The following is a 17,635-nucleotide window of genomic DNA, read 5'->3' as shown; positions in this document are numbered from 1 at the left end:
CGGCGCCGCCACAGTCACTCCTCGATCTCGATGACCATCGCGGGGCAAGCTGCCGCCGCGTCGCGTACGCTCGCAGCGAGTTCGCTCTGTGGCTCCTCGATCAGGACAACCACGATGCCGTCCTCGTCTTGGTCAAACACCTCGTGGCTCGCCAACACACACGCGCCGCTGGCGATGCATCGATCCGGATCTACGGTGACCTTCATGTCTCGCAACTCACTTTCACTCGAACAGTCGGATGTGCTGCACCGGTCTCAGTTCGACCGGCGCAGCACGTGGTTCAGATCGGAGGCTGCCGATCGCAGGAGCCGCGTGCCGCTGCCCACCGGGATCAGGTCGCAACCGTGCGCCCGCCAGCGAGCCGCGCTGGCCACGTCGGTCGCATAGGCGCCGAAGATGAGGTCGTTCTCGACGCAGGCGGCCGCGATGCGGGCCATCACATCGTCCAGCTGGCCCGAGGAGAACGCTCGTTCGGGAGCCAAACCGCAGGAGATCGACAGGTCACCCGGGCCTACCAGGACGCCCGCCAGTCCTGACACACGACAAATGTCGTCGAGATTGGCCAGCGCCCGCGCTGTCTCGATCATGACCAGGCAAACCACCCGGTCTTCGAGCAGTCGCGGGTCTCGAGGCAGGTCGTCCCTCGTCGGCCCGAAGCTGCGCTGACCGGCAGGGGGGTACCTCGTCGCGGCGACCGCCCGCTCGGCGTCGCTCGCGTCGTCGATATCCGGAACGATGACGCCGACTGCCCCCGCATCGAGGACGCGACCGATCAGCGCCTGACGGTTGTCGCTGACCCGCACCATGACAGGCGTCTGCGGCGCCGGGTCAGACCGCAGGAGCTCTGCCGCCCGGGTCTCGTCGAGTTCGGAGTGCTGACAATCGAGGCACACGAAGTCGAAGCCGGCTGCGGCGTAGGCGACCACCGTCGAGCGGCTGCGCTCGGTCACCCACCCGCCGAAGAGTGGCCGATCCGGCTCCGTGCCGGGCGTCAACGGATGCATCGTCATCGGACCGGTCCGGTCGCGGCCCGGGTCAGCAGGTGCGGCCCGAGTTCAGAGGTCGACGCACATCCGAGCAGGGTCAGGGTTCGTCCGATCTCCTCGCGGAAAATCTGCAACACGTGTTCGACACCCGCCTGCCCGTCGGCAGCCAGCCCGTACAGGTAGGGCCGTCCGATGCCCACTCCCGAGGCACCGAGGCACAAAGCCTTGACGACGTCACTGCCTCGCCGTACCCCACCGTCCAGGTAGACGGGAACCTGGGCGCCGACCGCGGCCACGATCGCGGGCAGGGCGTCGAGAGCGCCGACCGCGCCGTCGAGCTGGCGCCCACCGTGGTTGGACACGACAACGCCGTTCGCGCCCCGGCGCACGGCTTCGACGGCGTCCTCAGGGTGGAGCACTCCCTTGACCAGAAGTGGTCGGTCCCAGAGGTCACGCATCCAGGACAAGTCGTCCCAGGTGAGCTCCGGGCGCATCAGCCGCATCTGGATCTCCGCGGACTTCACCGCTGCGCCCGCACCCCGCTCGTCGAGCAGCAGCCGGGCACCGATGCGCTGGTGCCGCAGGAAGTTGAGCCACCATCGCGGCTTTCTGGCAGCGTTGAGGATCCGGCCCGGCGTCAGGACCGGGGGAACGGTCATGCCACGTCGCCGCTCGCCCTCACGATTCCCGTGGACCGGTACGTCCAGTGTTACAGCCAGTGCGGCGTAGTCGGCCTGGTGTGCTCGTTTGATGAAGGACTCGGTGAGGCCGCGGGCTCCCGAGGCAGAGCTGGCCCACGGGTAGAGCTGGAACACGTGGTTCTCGGAAGTGGCAGCGGCGACCTCTTCCGGCGTGTAGCTGGCGGCAGTACTGATGATCGCACGGGTCCCGCACGCCTCGGCGGCTCGCGCCGCCGCCGGCTCCGCAGCCCAGTGGGCCATACCCGTCATGCCGGTCGGGGCGAGGAAGACGGGAAGGTCCAGCCGGGTGCCTACCAGGTTGCACCGCAGGTCCACGCCCTCCTTGCCGGTGAGGACGCGCGGCAGGAAGGACCACCGCGAGAAGGCTGCACGGTTCGCATCGAGCGTGTGGTGGTCCTCCGCCGCCCCATCGACAAACCCCCACACCATGTCCGGGAGCTTCTTGCGCGCCAGCCGGCGATAGTCGTCTACCGACAGCGGACCGCTGGCCGTACTCAGGCGGAACTTCAGGCCGCCCATCAGCGAATCACCACCGGAGTCGTCGGGGCACCGACGGCGCCGGCCACCTTGAGCGGCGGGGCAGACACGAAGAAGTCCCACCGTCGGTCACGGGCGCATGCCTCACTGAGCGACTCGAGTCGCCAGATCTCTCCGAGCATCATGCCCAGATCCCGGATGAGGACGCAGTGGAGGGGCAGGTAGCCGGCCTCGCTGGGCAGCGCCTCGATCCCCCAGTTGTCCGAGGCGACTGCTGCCACGTCGCGCTCCCAGAGCCACTGCGCGCAGTCCAGGCCCAGCCCTGGCTCGTCGTCGAGCCACGCGCTCCAGCCGCACTCCCGCGCCTGGCGATCCTTGCCCGTGCGGACCACGACCAGGTCACCCGGTCGAATCTCGACACCCTGGACCGCGACCACCTGGTCGAGCTCGGAGGCACTGATGGTGTAGCCGCCCGGGAGCCAATCCACCTCGTGGTGTCGGGCCACGTCAAGCAAAACCCCCCGGCCTACCATCCCCGAGCCAACCTCGTGGACCCCGTTCCGCGCGGCTCCCGTCCGGCCGGTCACGTCGGCGGAGGGCACGTCGTTGTACAGCCGGCCGTCGTAAGCGATGTGGGCGAGGCCGTCCCACTGGGTGCCGGCCTGCAAGGGCAGCACGAGGTAGTCGTCGGCATAGGACACGCCATCGGGTCGCTGCAGGTCGCCGTGCAAGGCCTGGAAGGTGTGGACCGGGTTAACCCGGGTCCGGCCGTCTTGTGGGCCGTCCTTGCCCAGCGGCCAACTGAGGTCGTAGCTCACCCCCGTCACGATGCACTCCCGCGCCGCGGCGACCATGGCAGGCGATAGGTGATTCAGTGTTCCCCGCTGGTCGTCAGTCCCCCAGCGGCCCCAATTCGAGAGGCGGGCACCGATCTCGCGGAACGAGTCCGCCGGAGCGTACGAGGGCCCCTCGCGGCCAGGATCCGACATCGAGGCCTCACTTGCTCACGTCGAGGCGGATCGGGCCACGCAGCACCCAGTTCGACCCCCAGTCAACGCTCTCGATACCCCACTCCGGCAGCTTGTCGAGCAGAAGGTCGAGCCAGATGTGGACCTCGAGCCGGGCAAGGTTGAGCCCCAGGCAGGAGTGCATCCCGAATCCGAATCCGAGGTGCTGCTTGGGCGGGCGGTGGATGTCGAGCTGGCCCGGCCTATCCCACCGATCGGGATCCCGGTTCGCGACGCCTTGGAGGCACATCACCGTCTCGCCGTCATGGAGCTCGATGCCCGCGACGCTAGCGCCTCCGTTGCGCACGATTCGGCGGCCGGCGTGCACGATCGAGTTCCACCGGTGGATCTCCTCGACGGCAGCAGGGATCAGGCTGCGATCGGCCGCGAGCTCGCGGCGCTGGTCGGGGTGTGCGGCGAGGGCATTCAGCGTGTTCGCCATCAGCTTCGCCGTGGTCTCGTTGCCGGCGAAGACCAGCTGCGTATTGCTGGCGGTGATCTCGGACTCCTCCATCTCCTTCGCGAATGGAGCGACCGCCATCATGCTGATCAGGTCCGAGCCAGGCCTTCGGCGGCGCTCCTCAAGGACGTCCGCGACATAGCGGTTGAGCGCGGCCGTCGCCTCGGCGCCCCGGCGGACGAGTTCGGCACCCCGGGGGCTGCGATCGGCCTCGCCCTCCGGCACCGCCGCCATGGCGTCGCTCCATGCGCCGAACTGTTCGTAGTCGGCCGGCGGGATGCCCAGCATGTGCGCAATCACGAGGGTCGGGATGCCCCGGGTCATCTCTGCCACGGCGTCGACTGTCGCACCGCTGCGGACCTTCTCCACGAATGGTTCGAGCCGGGAGGTGATCACCTCGGTGATCATGTCGCGCTGTTTCTCGAGGTCCTGACGCCGGAATGCCTCGGCCCAAATGCTGCGGACCGGGTCGTGACGCTCCTTCTCCATGCACTCCATCGTTGCCCCGCCGAACAGGCCGACGAAGTGGTCATAGTCTGAGGCGAACCGATCAACGTTGCCGTAGATCCGGGCGATGTCGCGCCATCCAGTGATCAGGAACTGGTCCAACCCTTCGTCGTACACGACCGGACCGAGCCGGCGCACCGCCTCGAGGGCAGGATAGGGATCCGCAGCGAAGCCCTCGGCCCTGAAGTCAACGACTGTCGTCGGGATGTTGCGGGAGTCCAAGGTCATGTCGCTTCGCCTCGTCGTGAGCAGTGCCAGGTAGCGACAGGAGTGTATGCGATTATGTATGCAGATTCAAGAGCCGTGGCGCGGTCCCGCGAACAGCGGCGCACCGGGGATCCCCAGCTCGGCCTGCAGGATGCTGCCCGAGCCGGCCTCGGTCAGCAGCAGCCGTCCCGCCGAGTCTGGCAGGAAGGCGACGTTGGTGATCCCCAGCCCCGCACGGCTCGTCACCGAGGCGGTAACGATCCCCAGCGCGTCGAGCACCCACGCTCGTCCCGCGCCGTACTGGGCGACGACCAACGAGCCGTCACGTCCCACGGCGAGCCCGTCGGGCCCGCCAGACCCGCCGGCGGAGTGGAAATGGACGCCGACTTTCCCGATCCGGCCGTCGTCCCACAGAGGAACGCGATAGACGCAGTTGGCCCTCGTCACCGCCAGATACAGCAAAGAACCGTCGGGGCTGACCGCGACGCCGTTCGGGCTCGGAATGGAGTCGACGAGGAGCGAAAGCCCGCTCGCCGGATCCCAGCGGAATAGCCGACCGGTAGGAAACCTGAGATCGGATTGACCCTGGTCGGAGAAGTAGAGCGACCCATCCGGCCCGAAAGCCAGGTCGCTGAGCCCGCGGAAAGGCTCGAGTCGATAGCGATCCACCACGGTGCGCAGCTCGAGACTCTCGAGGTCCAACGTCAGAAGCCCACGTCGGTAGTCGGCGATGAAGAGAACGCCGTCGGCGCCGAGGGCCAGGCCGTTCGGCTCCCCGTGGTACTCGAATACGACGTCGAAGACCCCCGACGGCGACAAGCGCAGGATCCGGCCGTGCGCGAGGTCGGAGACCAATAACGTCCCGTCCGGCATCGGGCAGGGCCCCTCGAGGAAGCTGCCGATCGACGTGGTGCCCAAGACCTCCTGCGACCACGCCGAGGCACGGACCCGATTCAACTCCGCCGGGAGTGACGCGAGCACCGAAGCCTGCACCTCAGCGACGCCTGCGCCGAACACGACTAGCCCCGTTCCGAGGTCGCCACCCGGACTTCCGCGGCGGCCTCGTACGCCTCGATGACGTCGTTGACATCCGCCTCCGGTCCGAACTCATCTCGCATGCGCTCCATGAGACCACGCACCGTGGTCGCCAAGCTGAATCCCTCCAGAGGTTCAGGCACCAGCGCCGCAGCCAGGCCCACGTCCTTGGCCATCAAGCCGAGCGCGAACCCTTGAGCCAGGCGCTCACCGAAGACATGGCGGCCCATCGTCACCTCGGTGGCATAGCTGCGACCGGACGAGATGTTCACGCAGTCGATGAAGGCCTGCGGATCTACTCCCTGCGACGCCGCGACAGCCGACGCCTCGAACGCCAGGAGCCGGTGGGAGGCGGCGAGCAAGTTGTTGAGTGCCTTGGCGCAGTGCGCACTGCCCACCGCTCCGACATGGCGGATGTTGGGCGACACGAGCTCGAGGAGCGGGCGGGCCCGTTCGACGTCGGCCTGACTGCCACCCACCATGATTGCCAAGGTACCGGCATCGGCGCCCTGCGGGCCGCCGCTCACTGGAGCATCGACGTAACTGACATCCAGGGCAGCCAGCCTCGCCGCGATGGACCGCGACGCCACCGGGTCACCGCTTGTCGCATCTATGACCAATGAACCCGGGCCGAGGAAGTCGACAAGACCCTCGAGCCCGAACACGACCTCCTCGACATGGACCGAGGTGGGCAGGCAGATCACGACGACCGATGCATGCTGCGCGAGGTCGCGCGGACTCGCGGCGGACAGGGCCCCCAGGGCAACGAACTCACGTCGCCGCGCCTGATCCAGGTCGAACACCCGGACCTTCCTCTGGGCAATGATCCGGCGCGCGATGGCCCCGCCCATGGCACCCAGCCCGATGAAGCCGACCTCACGATTCGTCATGCCCCCTCCGTCCAGCTGGCGAAGACCTCTTCCGCCGCGGCCATCGCATTCAATGCCGGCGGGTACCCGGCGTACATCGCCACCTGGGTGATCACCGCTGCGATCCCTTCCTCGGAGATCCCGACCTGGAGCGCGCCACCGATGTGCGCGCGCAGTTGCTGCTCATGTCCCAAGGCCGCGAGGACGGCAATCGTGCACAGTGACCGCTCACGCAAGGGGAGCGTGTCGTCGGCGTATACGGTGCCGAACACGACGCGGTCTGCCAGCCGGAGCAGCGCGGCGCGATAGCCGTCGGGCGCGAAGGTACGGGTGCGCTCGTACCGTTCGTCGCCGAACAGCTGTCGCGCGATCCTCTCGCCGGCGGCATCAAGCCCGCCCGCTGGAGTCGGTTCAGGCACGCTCGGCCGCCACCTCTCGCACGGCGTCGGCGATCGGGGTGATCCTCGCCTGAAAGTGAGGATCCTTGCGATCTACCACGAACTGCCGGTTGTGGCAGATCGCGACAGCGAGACCGGTGTCGAGCTCGGCCCACCCCGTCGATCCTCCGGCGCCCGGCTGGTTCAGGACCAGGGGAAGCGATCCATCCGCCGGGATGCGGCGGCGCAGGTCCCCGCCGAGCCAGTAGCCTCCCTGACCGATCCAGGCCGGCGCCTCGAAGATGAGGTCGTCAGCGAGGGAGTCCGGCCGAGGACGGCGGCACGCTTCAATGATCTCCTCGGACAGCAGCCGGGTGCCGTGGAAAGTCCCCCGCTGGGCCAGCATCGCGAACAGCCTCGCAACCGACGGCGCGTTGGCGATGCCGCCGGCGCCCGGCAGTGACATCTGCCAGGTGGCCCGTTGATTGTGGACAGGCGGGGCCGGCGACACCTCGACCGGTTGGGCCGCGTTGCGCAGGTGGTCAGGATCAAGCTGAACCTGCCAGTCCGCTTTCAGCTGGGTGACCCGGCCGACGTGCTCGTCGGCCAGCGGCATGTGGAAGTCCGTGATGCCGAGCGGGGCACAGACCTCGTCTGCGACGAAGGTGGCGACGTCGCGCTTCTCGGGGTCGGTGCGTTGAATGACCTCGCCGATCAGCCAGCCCCAGACCAGCACGTGGTACGCGTTCACGGTCCCAGCCGGGAACCATGGCCTGAAGTTCGCGATCTGTTCGGTCATCCATGACCAGTCGCCCATGCGCTCCACCGTGACACCGACGGGCATCTGCGGGATGCCGGCGCGGTGGCACAGCGCGTCACGCACCGTGATCCTCTCCTTGCCCCGAACACCGAACTCCGGCCAGTAACGTGCGATCGGCAGGTCGTAGTCGACCAACCCACGATCGGCGAGCAGGTGCAGTGCGGTGGCGGTGAACGCCTTGGTCACCGAGAAGACCTGGAACAGGGTGTCGGCAGTCACCGGCGTCCCAACGTCCGAGTCAGCGAGGCCGGACCAGGTGTCGATGATGAGGTCGTCACCGAGGTAGGCGGCGACCGCGAGTCCCTCCTCACCCGCAGCCCGCGCGACATCCATGGCGCGCTCGACACGCTCGTCGGTCAGTTGCTCCCGCGTCATCACGTCGATCCCGCAGGCGTCACTCAAGGCCAGGGAGCCCGAAGCCGGCATGGATCGAACCTCGACTGACCGTGAGGGAGCCGTCCAGCAGGTCCCCGACCGCGGCACGCAGCGCGGCCGTCGCCTCGCTGCTGGAGTGGTTCGCCTGGGCCTGGGCACTCTCGTAGAGCTCATACATCCACACGACGTCGGCGTCGTCGGGCTGCACGTGGATCGCGTAGACCTGGGTGCCGGCCTCCCCGCGGGCCGCGGCGAGAGCCGTCTCGAGGGCCGCGACGACGTCCGCACCACGTCCCGGCTTGGCGGGGAAGCGGGCGAACTGGGCGATCTGTGACATGGACTTTCTCCTTGAGTCGTTCTTCGAGTGATGGGGTCAGACGTCCCAGACGTCGACCAGGTCTTCTTCGCGTAGCCGGCCGCGCACCGCCGACGCCGGCGGGGACGCCCCGATGCGGCCGGCCAGGCTGGCCTTGATCTGGAGCGCGAGGAACTTCGAGAAGATCCGGCACTGGGCCAGGCTGCCGGCCGTGAACCAGAGACCCGGCTGGCCGGTCCGCCGCCACATGTTTCGCAGCTCGCCCTCGTCATCGAAGCCCCAGATGGGCCCCGTGCGCTCGGCCAGCTCCTTGTCGAAGAGCATCGCCAGCAGCTCCTCCTGGCCCTTGTAGCCAGTGGCGAGGATGACCACGTCGACGTCGACATGGCGGCCGTCCTTGAACGCAATCCCCGACCGGTCGAAGGCCGCCATATCGTCCGTCTGCAGCAGCCCGATCTTGCCGTCCACCAGCAGGCCCGCGCAGCCAACGTCGAGGTAGTAGCCGCCGCCGGTGCGCAGGTACTTCATCTGGAAGCCGGTCTCGTCGGCCCCGGCGTCGAGCTTGAAGCCGACCGCGCGAAGACCGTCGAGAAGCTCCTTGTCGTTCTCTGCCAGGTCCCGGGTGAGGAGCTGGTAGCCGTGCCGCAGCGCGTTGTACGGCGTACCGATGTTGACCAGGTCGGTGTCCTCGAGCGCCAGACCCTCCAGGTACAGGTTGTAGACGCGTCCCGCCGCCTGGGGACCAACGCTCACCACCGTGCTGGGATCGTGCTGGAGGATGGAGACCTCTACCCCGCGACTCCACAGGTCCTGAGCGACGTCGTGCCCGCTCGTCCCCGTGCCGACGACGACCACCCGCTTGCCCGCAAAGTCATTGCCGTTGACGAACTGCGCCGAGTGGAGCACCGTCCCCTCGAAGTCGTCGAGTCCCGGGATTCGCGGGATGTGGGGGATACCGCTGACGCCGACCGCCATGACGATGTGGCGGGGCCGCAGCACCCGGTCGCGCCCGTCGGTCCGCACTGTCACCGCCCAGGTCGCCGATGCGTCGTCGTAGGAGCCGCCGAGGAACTCGGTTCCGGTCCAGACGTTCAACTCCATGAAGTCTGCATAGGCCTCGAAGAAGTTGGCCAGCATGTCCTTCGGGATGTAGGTCGGCCAGGTCGTAGGGAAGGGGATGTACGGCAGGTGGTTGGCGTAGATCTCGTTGTGAAGCACCAGCGAGTGGTAACGCTTGCGCCAGTTGTCGCCGACGCGATCCATGCGGTCGACGACGAGAGTGTCGACGCCCAGGCGCCGCAACCGCGCGGCAGCGGCGAGGCCGGCCTGACCGCACCCCACGACGAGGACCTCCGGCTCGCGGTCCGTGAACGCGGACTCCTCGATGCGCTTGTCGAGCCAGTTCGGCGCAGCGAAGTCACGGTGGTGATTAGATTCCTCGTCTCGCTCCGCCCCCTGAGCATGGAGGTCCTGCAGCGAGGTCATCAACGTCCAGGCCACCACACGTCCGGCATCGGGATCCTCTATCAGTCGGACCACGCCGGCCCCCGGGCCGTCCGTCGTACGGAAGGTAAAGAGCGCCTCGATCACCGTCCTGCCCGACCGGGTTACACGGCGCACGGGGACGTCGTCACGGAGCGCGACCTCTGACCAGTCGGCGTGGCCGAGGTAGCGTCGAGCCGCGGCGTTGATCTGCTCGGCGCCGTAGAAGGTGTGCAGGTCCCAACTGGCGGCCAGGATGTCACGCCAGGTGCCATCGGCGACGAAGAGATCTCCTAGGGGAGATGATCCGGGGTCGGCAATGCTGGCCTCGAATCTCGTCAGCCACTCGCCGACCGTGTCGACGTCCTTCGCGTGCAGACTCATCACCGCTCCACCTTCATATCAACCAAACATTGTGTCTACAATAATGCATACATTACGCGGGTGGGCGACGGTGTCAAGAAGCGTCTTTCACCAGAACGACAACCCGCTGCCCGACGCCGGGCACTTCGTCGAACCGAAGGCGGAGTCGGAGGCCGACCTCGAGCGCGTCCGCATCGTCGGCCAGGAGGGCGGCCCACCACCAGGGTCCTTCGTCGAGCTCCGCCAGGGCCAAGATCCCCGTCGGTTCGACATCGCCTCCGACATTGCGATGGTGCGGCACGGTCCAGCTCACCAACGTTGCCATGCCCGACGCGTCGATCGACTCGAACTTCGTCGCCGAGCACGCCGAGCACTGCTCCGCCTCCGGCTCGTTGACCGTGCCGCACGCGATACACCCGCGCAATGGAAAAGTGCCCTCGTTCCATCCCGCGAGGAAGGTTGCCGTACGCCGGTTCGGGACCGGCGCTTGAAGCGGCGGTTTCGACAAAGTCATCGTTCCGCCTCCAGGACCAACGTGGCATGGTGGTCCAGGATGCCCCCGTTGCCGCTCACCATCACCCGGTCATGCGAACGCACCTGTCGTGCCCCCGCCTGCCCACGCGCCTGGGTCACGCCCTCGACCACCGGCGTCATGCCCCATAGATAGAAGCCTGACAGCTGACCGCCGCCGGTGTTCACCTTGACCGTGCCATCCGGCCCCAGCGCGCCCGACGCTGCGAACGGTCCGCCCTCACCCTTCGGACAGATTCCGTAGTCCTCCATCGTGAGCAGTGCTGTGAAGGTGTAGCAGTCGTAGAGCTCGAAGACATCGATGTCCTCGATCTTCAGGCCCGCCATCTCCAAGGCACGCGGACCACTCTGGGCGGCCCCCGACCGGATGCCGAAGTCCTCGTCGCGCCGCATCGCCCGTCCGGGGTGGGCGGATCCCCATCCCGCCACGGCGACGACGGGCTGCTGAAGGTCGGCCGCTCGCTCAGCCGAGGTCACGATGACCGCGGCACCGCCGTTCGAGACCAGGCAGCAGTCCAGCAGACGGAAGGGCTCGGCCACCCAGCGCGACGCGAGGTACTGGTCCAGGGACAGCGGCGAACGCATCTGCGCCTGCGGATTCAACTCCGCCCACCGCCGCTGCGCGACGGCGATCGCACCCAGCTGCTCATGCGTCGTTCCGAATCGCTCCATATGGCGGCGAGCGGCCATCGCATACCGGGCGCTGCCGACGAACATCCCGGACGAGGCATAGACCGTCGTCCAGGGGCCCGGGAAGTTCCCGCCGCTGCGGCCGTAGACCGAGCCAGTGGTCGCCTGCGGCTGCAAGGGGTCATCGGCCCACACACATGCCACAGCCGACGCGGTGCCACTGATCACGGCCATCGCCGCCGTCTGGATCATGGCGATCGCGGTGGTGCCGAAAGCCTGCATCTCCGAGAGAAACCGAAGGTCACGCAGGCCCAAGTCGACCTGCAAGTCCATGCGAACTCCCCGGGTGACGCCCGACGACACCAACAGGCCGTCGATGTCCCCCACGCTCAGGCCCGCATCGGCCACGGCCAGTCGGACCGCATCCGCCGCGAACTGCGCCGCCGTGCGGTCATAGACCTTGCCGACCTCGGTGACTCCCAACCCGGCGACGGCCGCCCGCGGGACTGTCACGACTCCACGACGCTGCGCGTCGCCTCCACCGCCGGGTAGGGCTGTCCCCAGCGGTCGAGGTCCACGAAGTCCGCGAGCTCGCCCCGCTTCACCGGACCAAACTTCCCGAGCGGGTAGCCGATCGGTATCAGGGCCCAGGAACGCACCCCTTCGGGGATGCCCAAAGCCCTCTCGGTCTCCTCCTCGTACATCAGGTGCCGGGTGGTCAGCGTCGCACCCAGCCCCAGCGCACGGGCGGCCAGCAGCATGTTCTGGACTGCGGGGTAGATCGAGGCTGGCTCCGCCCGCCCCATCTTCGGGCGGTGCTCCAAACAGGGGATGATCCACACCGGCGCCTCATGGAGGTGCTCGGTGAGGTACTCCACCGCTGTCGTGTGCTTCTTGTATCCGGCGGCCGTCGTGCCCGCTGGCACATTCCCCTGGGCATAGACCGGCCCGACGATCTCGTCGTAGGCCTTCTTGTACCACTGCTGGACGGTGCGCTTGATCTTCTCGTCCTTGATCACGAGGAACCGCCACTTCTGCATGTTGCCGCCGTTCGGCGCGCACAGTCCCGCCTGCAGGATCTGCACGATGAGGTCGTCCGGCACTGGGTCCGGCTTGAGCCGTCGCATGGCACGGGTCGTCGAGATCGCCTCGAAAAGGCCGATCGGTTCATTCATCTCGTGTCCCTAGGGTCGGACGTCGTTCAGTACGGCGTTGGATTGGCCCAGTGGCTCGTAGCCACCGATCATCAGCTCGGTCCGGGTCCTCATGAGCTCCGCCGGCGTGGGGTGCGTTACACAGAACCGGCGGTTCTCTCGGATTGCCCGTACGACCATGCTTCCGGCGTCGATCGGGTCGAGCGGGACGAGCATCGGGTCGTCGGCGGCCATCGCCGGCGCCCCCGACCAATTCCCCTCGTTGCCACCTTGGCCGAGGTAATCGCTATAAGGCTTCACATGGCGTGACTCCGACTGCTGGTCGGCGGGCCGCAGTTGCTCGCTCTTGGAGATGTCGGTCCTGACGAAGCCCGGGAACAGCAGCGTCAGCCCGATGTTCTGGGTCGCCAGCTCTTCGGCCGCCGCCAGGGAGTAGTGGTCCACAGCGCCCTTCGAAGCCGTGTAGGCAGCGAGTCCGGCGGCATCCCTCATCGAGGACATCGACGACGTGTTGACGATGTGCTTTGGCCCTGGGGTCTCGCGCATTCGTGGGACGAACGCATGGTGGCCATGGATGACGCCCCACAGGTTCACGCCGATGACCCACTGGTAGTCCTCGTAGGAGGTGTCCCAGCTCGCGCGGTAAGGACGCATCGACACCCCGGCGTTGTTCGCGAGGATCTCGACCGAACCAAACTCGGCGTACGCCCGGTCAGCGAGCGCCTCGACCTGTGCCAGGTCGGAGACGTCGGCGGCGACGGCGAGGCTTCGACGGCCGGTCGCCCGCACCTCCTCGGCTACGGCCTCGGCCGTGTCCTGATTGACATCTGCGACCACCACGTGGACCCCGTGTCCCGCAAGGGCCAGGGCGATGCCTCGGCCGATCCCGCTCCCGGCACCCGTGACGACAGCGGTCTTGCCTTCAAGGGCGTCCATGCTCGGCTCCTTCTCCCACCACGTGTTGTTCCTTCTTGTCCTGCCTTCGCCGACTCATGACGGATCCGGCAGCGTGTCGGGTAGGGCGATGAACACGTTCTTGATGTGGAGGAATTCCTCGAGTCCCGCGCGTCCACCCTCCCTGCCGTAACCGCTCTCGCCGTACCCACCAAAGGGCGCGCTGGCCGACATGCCGTTGTGACCGTTGATCCGGATCGAGCCGGCATCGAGCCGCGAGGCGAGGAGATGGGCCAGCGACAGATCTCGCGTGTTGATGTTCGCGGCAAGGCCGAAGCGGGAGTTGTTGGCGATCTGCACCGCCTGCTCCGGGCTGGAGAAAGTCATGATCGAGAGCACCGGTCCGAAGATCTCCTCTTGCGCGATCTCGCTGTCGGGATCCACGTCGTCGAGCACGGTGGGTCGCACGAACCAACCGTCGGCGAGGTCGCCGTCAGTGGGACGGGTTCCGCCCATCACCAGCGAGCCGGCGCCGCTCTGCTCTGCCCGCTCGATGAGTCCGAGGACTCGCTCCTGGGAGGCGCGGGTGATCAGCGGTCCGATTGTCGTCTCCTCGGAGAAGGGATCGCCCATCTTGTAGGTCGACACCTGGGCCTTGACTCGCTCCAGCACCTCGTCGTGGATGGACTCGTGCACGAGCATGCGGGTCAGGCAGGCACAACCCTGGCCCGACATCGCGGCCAGGCCGAATGTCGCAGCCAAGGGGATCGCCTGGTCCAGGTCGGCGTCGGGGAAGATGAGATTGGCCGACTTACCACCGAGCTCCAGCGCCAGCGGCTTGATGGTCGCGGCCGACGCCTCGATCACCCGCCGAGCGGTCGGGACGCTGCCCGTGAAGGAGATCTTGCCAACTCCGGGGTGCTGGGACAGAGCCGCCCCTGCATCCGGGCCGCCGGGCACCACGTTGATCACGCCCTCGGGGACTCCCGCCTCGAGGGCGATCTCGGCGAAGCGCAGCGACGAGTACGGCGCGAGTTCGGACGGTTTGAGTACGACGCAGTTCCCCGCCGCCAGAGCCGGCGCGATCTTCATGCCGATGAAGACCAGCGGTGCGTTCCACGCCGTGATGAGTCCTACGACGCCGTACGGCTCAGCGAGGGTGTAGTTCATCCCCCGTGCCGGGAACGGTGGGTTGACGGTGCCTTCGACCTTGTCCGCCCACCCGGCGTAGTAGGCAAACCACTGCGCGGCGTAACTCGGATTCCACTGCGCGAAGCGATGGGGTGCGCCCATCTCCAGCGTGGTGATCCGAATCAGCTCGTCGGCGTTCTCGAGCAGGGCCCTGCCAAGTCGGGCAATCAGGTCGCGCCGCACGTCGGGGGTCAGGCCTCGCCAGACCGGCGAGGCCTCGTGCGCTCGCCGCACCGCGAGATCGACCTCGGCGGCGCCCGCGAGGTGAACCAGTCCGTTGACGCGCCCGTTGCCTGGATAGAGGTGCTCCTGTGCCCCACCCGTGGTGTCCCGAAGCCACTCACCACCGATCAGGAGCCTCGCCTCGGCCAGATCCGCACCTGCGGGAACGGTGAGAGCCACGTCGACTTCCTCTCCTCAGGGTCTTGCCTTGGAACGATTGCGCATTGGCGCGGGATGTTCCCGACCCTAGGATGTGACGACAAGTTTGTCTACGATTTAATCGACGATTTTGGAGAGATGTAAGGCATCCGACCCGTGCGCCTGCCGGGAGGCGCGATCTCCCGAGCGGAGAGTCGCTGCCCCCGCGAGCCGATGGGTGAAATCTCGACGACGCCGCCGCCGGTCCGCTCGTCCTCAGGACGACTCCAGCCGGCCCGGCAGCCGACCTCCGCCCCCGAAAGGAGGTGCTTGGATGGAACAACCCGCACTCTCCCCGTGGCTCGTGCTCGTCAGGCCCGCTTGAACGTCCCCTACCTCGGCGTTTCGACTCGTCGAGCAGGAAGAAGGGGAGCAGCCAGGTCCTTGAATGCGGCACGAGGACGAGAATCACCGCCGATCAGACATCCGCCATCCACGGGCCGTCCGGAACGCCTTCAAGCTGCCGTCGGCGAGGCGGTCAGCGCGGTTGCGTGCGAACGGCCGGCCGGTCGAAGGCGTCCTGGTCGTGCGCCGCATCGGCCAGGAAGTCCGCTCGACGGCATAGACATCCGTTGGCACGAAGTCGTCGATCCCCGGTCTCCGCAACCCCCGAGGCCTTCAACGCGGGCACCCGCCGTTCACCAAGTACCCCTCCGAAAGCGACGGGCCGGCCGTGGGGATCCGGTACACCAGCGGCGGCCATCTGCCGGGGACCGCCTACACCCACTGGGCGTCTTCGACCTCAAACCCGACTTCGACATGTATCGCAACACCGCGCCGACGGCGATCAGGACCAGGTACGGCGAGGACATTCCGCCTCCTTCGACGATCAGGACCTACGCCGCCAGCCACCGACGACCATCACCGCCAAGCCCGTCACCAGGGCTCCCGCGACGGTGATCACCACCAGCAGCAGCGACAGCGCCGCGAGGTTCTGGTACGACCCTTCACCGTAGTAGTCGGCGAGGAGCGCCCCGAGTACCTGGGTGTTCGTCGAACGAACAATGAGGGAAGCACTGAACTCGTGCATCATCAGCGTGAACGTCAGCAGGGCCGCGCTGAGGATTCCCACCTTCGCCAACGGAACCACGATCTTCCACAGGGTGCGGAGTGGGCTCGCGCCCGCAACCAAGGACGCCTGGCGATACTCGTCACTGGTGTTAGAGAGCGCCGTCAGCTGGATCCGCATCGAGAAGGGCAACATCACCGTCACGTACGCGACCACGATGATCCCGATCGTGCCGTAGAGGTTGAACGGCGCCTGAGTGTAGGCGAACAGGATGCCGAAGCCAAAGACGAGCGCGGGGACGCCCAGGGGAAGGTTGACGGCGAAATCGATCACGGTCTTGAGCACCTTGGGCGCGCGCGAGGACGGAAGGGTGGCCATCGCCGCAAAGAAGGTCAGCGGAACTACGATCACGACAGCCGCGACGGAGACGATCGTGCTGGTCTGGAGCGCCTGCCAGAACCGGTCGTTGGCCAACAGGCTCGAGATGTTCCCCGTCGTATAGCTCTCGAACTTGAACTCCCCGGACCAGAACGGCGAAAACGCCACATGGGTCACAGCGAGGACGGGCAGCGCCACACACGCCAGATAGAGCAGGATCGGCACGAGGCGGAGGTTCGAGACCTTGCGGGCCGTGGTCGCGGACTCGTCCCGGCTGATCACGAACCGTTCGGTGTTCCCGATGGCCCGGCGTTGGAAGAGCACCATAAGGAGGCCGAGGATGATCAGAGGCGAGACGATCGCTGATGCCAGGCCGTACTGGATCGGGAAATTCTGCGTGGAGGCGAAGCCGACTGTGGTCAGTGTGTCGATGTCGGACTGGCGGCCGAGCAGTAGCGGCGCGGTGAACTGCCCGGACCCGAGGACCAGACAAATCGCGAAGCCGTACACGATCGAGGGACGCAGCATCGGGATCGTGATCGTGCACAGGACCCGCATCGGCCGGGCACCCGACATCGCCGCGGCAGCCTCATAGCTCGGCCCCATCGCTGATACCGAGTTGTAGACGAACATGAACGCGAACGGGATCAGCATCAGCCCGGTGATCACCACGATCCAGAATGTCGTATAGACGTTGATCGGCCCGCTCTCCAGGTGGTCCCACCAGGGAAGCTGGCGCAGCAGCTGGTTGCCGTAGCCGACGCGCGGCGCAAACAAGAAGAGCCAGCCGATGACAAGGACCGGTGGAGGCACGAGCAGACTGATGAGTGGGACGGCGACGGCGATGTTCCGCTTGCGGCCACTCAGGCCGGCAGCACTCCAGGCCGCCGCTGTGCCGAAGCCGATGGCGATGGCCGCAGACACGAGCCCCAGGATGAAGGTGCGCCAGGCAACGGCGCCGATCCCCGGCAGGTCCCTCATCGCCCTGAAGGCGTCAGCATCATCCGCGAGCATGCGGCGCACGAGCTCGACGACCGGAAGTCCGACGAGTACCAGCAGTACGGCAGCGAGCAGCCACCAGCCGCTAGTACCGAGCAACCGCGTCGGCCAGCTCCGCCGGGGCTGACGAGGCTCCGTCAGTTCGTGCGCGCTGGGCTCGGCTGTGAGGGTGCTCATCGACCCGTCCCCTTCGTGTCGTGCGTGCGAGACCCAGGCCTGGGACGCATCGGCGTGGCTCACCACGGTAGATCGACGCGGCGAATCTGTCTACATTCTAGTCGACAGTTTCGACGAGCCGCCAGACCTAGTGCCGTCATAAAAGTCGGCGTGACTGTAGACATTCTTGCCGTCATTCGATTACTGTGCCGCGCGTCACACCTTGTTACCCTCGGCCGCTCCAGTGGCAGCCGATCAGCCAGAGGTTGGGGCGCGCCCCCCGTGGCGTGT

Annotated in this window: 17 protein-coding genes; all 17 read right to left on the bottom strand. The window is 67.1% G+C overall.

From position 1 onward, the window contains the following. Positions 1-14 precede the first annotated feature (14 nt). The 17 genes from L615_RS09625 to L615_RS09545 all read right to left on the bottom strand — a co-directional run bounded on the left by L615_RS09625 (position 15) and on the right by L615_RS09545 (position 17,365). On the bottom strand, positions 15-206 hold the full coding sequence (locus L615_RS09625; protein ID WP_145724925.1) for a ferredoxin: 192 nt from the start codon (positions 204-206) through the stop codon (positions 15-17). A gap of 48 nt (positions 207-254) precedes the next feature. Then, positions 255-950 carry an HpcH/HpaI aldolase/citrate lyase family protein gene (locus tag L615_RS09620; RefSeq protein WP_186449803.1) on the bottom strand — a complete coding sequence of 232 codons (696 nt, stop codon included), beginning with the start codon at positions 948-950 and terminating at the stop codon, positions 255-257. 56 nt (positions 951-1,006) lie between these two features. Further along, on the bottom strand, positions 1,007-2,206 hold the full coding sequence (locus tag L615_RS09615; protein ID WP_145724923.1) for an alpha-hydroxy acid oxidase: 1,200 nt from the start codon (positions 2,204-2,206) through the stop codon (positions 1,007-1,009). After that, the gene (locus L615_RS09610; RefSeq protein ID WP_222430511.1) at positions 2,206-2,982 is read right to left on the bottom strand and encodes a cyclase family protein; all 777 of its coding nucleotides are present in this window, start codon (positions 2,980-2,982) and stop codon (positions 2,206-2,208) included. Before L615_RS09610 ends, L615_RS09615 begins: the two co-directional genes overlap by 1 nt. A 178-nt stretch (positions 2,983-3,160) precedes the next feature. After that, positions 3,161-4,366: a cytochrome P450 gene (locus L615_RS09605; RefSeq protein WP_145724921.1), complete on the bottom strand. Its 1,206-nt coding sequence runs from the start codon at positions 4,364-4,366 to the stop codon at positions 3,161-3,163. A 66-nt stretch (positions 4,367-4,432) separates the two neighbouring features. Then, positions 4,433-5,362, bottom strand: coding sequence for an SMP-30/gluconolactonase/LRE family protein (locus tag L615_RS09600; RefSeq protein ID WP_145724920.1), 930 nt, complete (start codon positions 5,360-5,362; stop codon positions 4,433-4,435). 2 nt (positions 5,363-5,364) lie between these two features. Then, on the bottom strand, positions 5,365-6,270 hold the full coding sequence (locus tag L615_RS09595) for an NAD(P)-dependent oxidoreductase (protein ID WP_145724919.1): 906 nt from the start codon (positions 6,268-6,270) through the stop codon (positions 5,365-5,367). Then, entirely contained in the window at positions 6,267-6,668 is a 402-nt protein-coding gene (locus L615_RS09590) for a carboxymuconolactone decarboxylase family protein (protein WP_186449802.1), read from the bottom strand. Before L615_RS09590 ends, L615_RS09595 begins: the two co-directional genes overlap by 4 nt. Beyond that, on the bottom strand, positions 6,661-7,872 hold the full coding sequence (locus L615_RS09585; RefSeq protein WP_186449801.1) for a serine hydrolase: 1,212 nt from the start codon (positions 7,870-7,872) through the stop codon (positions 6,661-6,663). The genes L615_RS09590 and L615_RS09585 overlap by 8 nt, the downstream gene beginning before the upstream one ends. Continuing rightward, the gene (locus L615_RS09580) at positions 7,841-8,158 is read right to left on the bottom strand and encodes a putative quinol monooxygenase (protein WP_145724916.1); all 318 of its coding nucleotides are present in this window, start codon (positions 8,156-8,158) and stop codon (positions 7,841-7,843) included. Before L615_RS09580 ends, L615_RS09585 begins: the two co-directional genes overlap by 32 nt. Before the next feature lie 36 nt (positions 8,159-8,194). Further along, on the bottom strand, positions 8,195-10,003 hold the full coding sequence (locus L615_RS09575; protein ID WP_145724915.1) for an NAD(P)-binding domain-containing protein: 1,809 nt from the start codon (positions 10,001-10,003) through the stop codon (positions 8,195-8,197). A 73-nt stretch (positions 10,004-10,076) separates the two neighbouring features. After that, complete coding sequence (locus tag L615_RS09570) at positions 10,077-10,496, bottom strand: Zn-ribbon domain-containing OB-fold protein (RefSeq protein ID WP_145724914.1); 420 nt, start codon at positions 10,494-10,496, stop codon at positions 10,077-10,079. Next, on the bottom strand, positions 10,493-11,656 hold the full coding sequence (locus L615_RS09565; RefSeq protein WP_145724913.1) for a thiolase family protein: 1,164 nt from the start codon (positions 11,654-11,656) through the stop codon (positions 10,493-10,495). The genes L615_RS09570 and L615_RS09565 overlap by 4 nt, the downstream gene beginning before the upstream one ends. Beyond that, a complete protein-coding gene (locus tag L615_RS09560; RefSeq protein ID WP_145724912.1) occupies positions 11,653-12,318 on the bottom strand; it encodes a nitroreductase family protein in 666 nt (221 codons plus the stop codon). Before L615_RS09560 ends, L615_RS09565 begins: the two co-directional genes overlap by 4 nt. A 9-nt stretch (positions 12,319-12,327) precedes the next feature. Further along, on the bottom strand, positions 12,328-13,233 hold the full coding sequence (locus tag L615_RS09555) for an SDR family NAD(P)-dependent oxidoreductase (protein WP_145724911.1): 906 nt from the start codon (positions 13,231-13,233) through the stop codon (positions 12,328-12,330). Positions 13,234-13,287: 54 nt separating this feature from the next. Next, entirely contained in the window at positions 13,288-14,784 is a 1,497-nt protein-coding gene (locus L615_RS09550; RefSeq protein WP_222430510.1) for an aldehyde dehydrogenase, read from the bottom strand. An 847-nt stretch (positions 14,785-15,631) separates the two neighbouring features. After that, on the bottom strand, positions 15,632-17,365 hold the full coding sequence (locus L615_RS09545; RefSeq protein ID WP_145724910.1) for an iron ABC transporter permease: 1,734 nt from the start codon (positions 17,363-17,365) through the stop codon (positions 15,632-15,634). Positions 17,366-17,635 lie beyond the last annotated feature (270 nt).

Origin of the sequence: Nocardioides sp. J9, assembly GCF_007829375.1 — a bacterium.
In the GTDB taxonomy this organism is placed as follows: domain Bacteria; phylum Actinomycetota; class Actinomycetes; order Propionibacteriales; family Nocardioidaceae; genus Nocardioides.
This window is presented reverse-complemented; position numbering and strand designations above follow the sequence as displayed.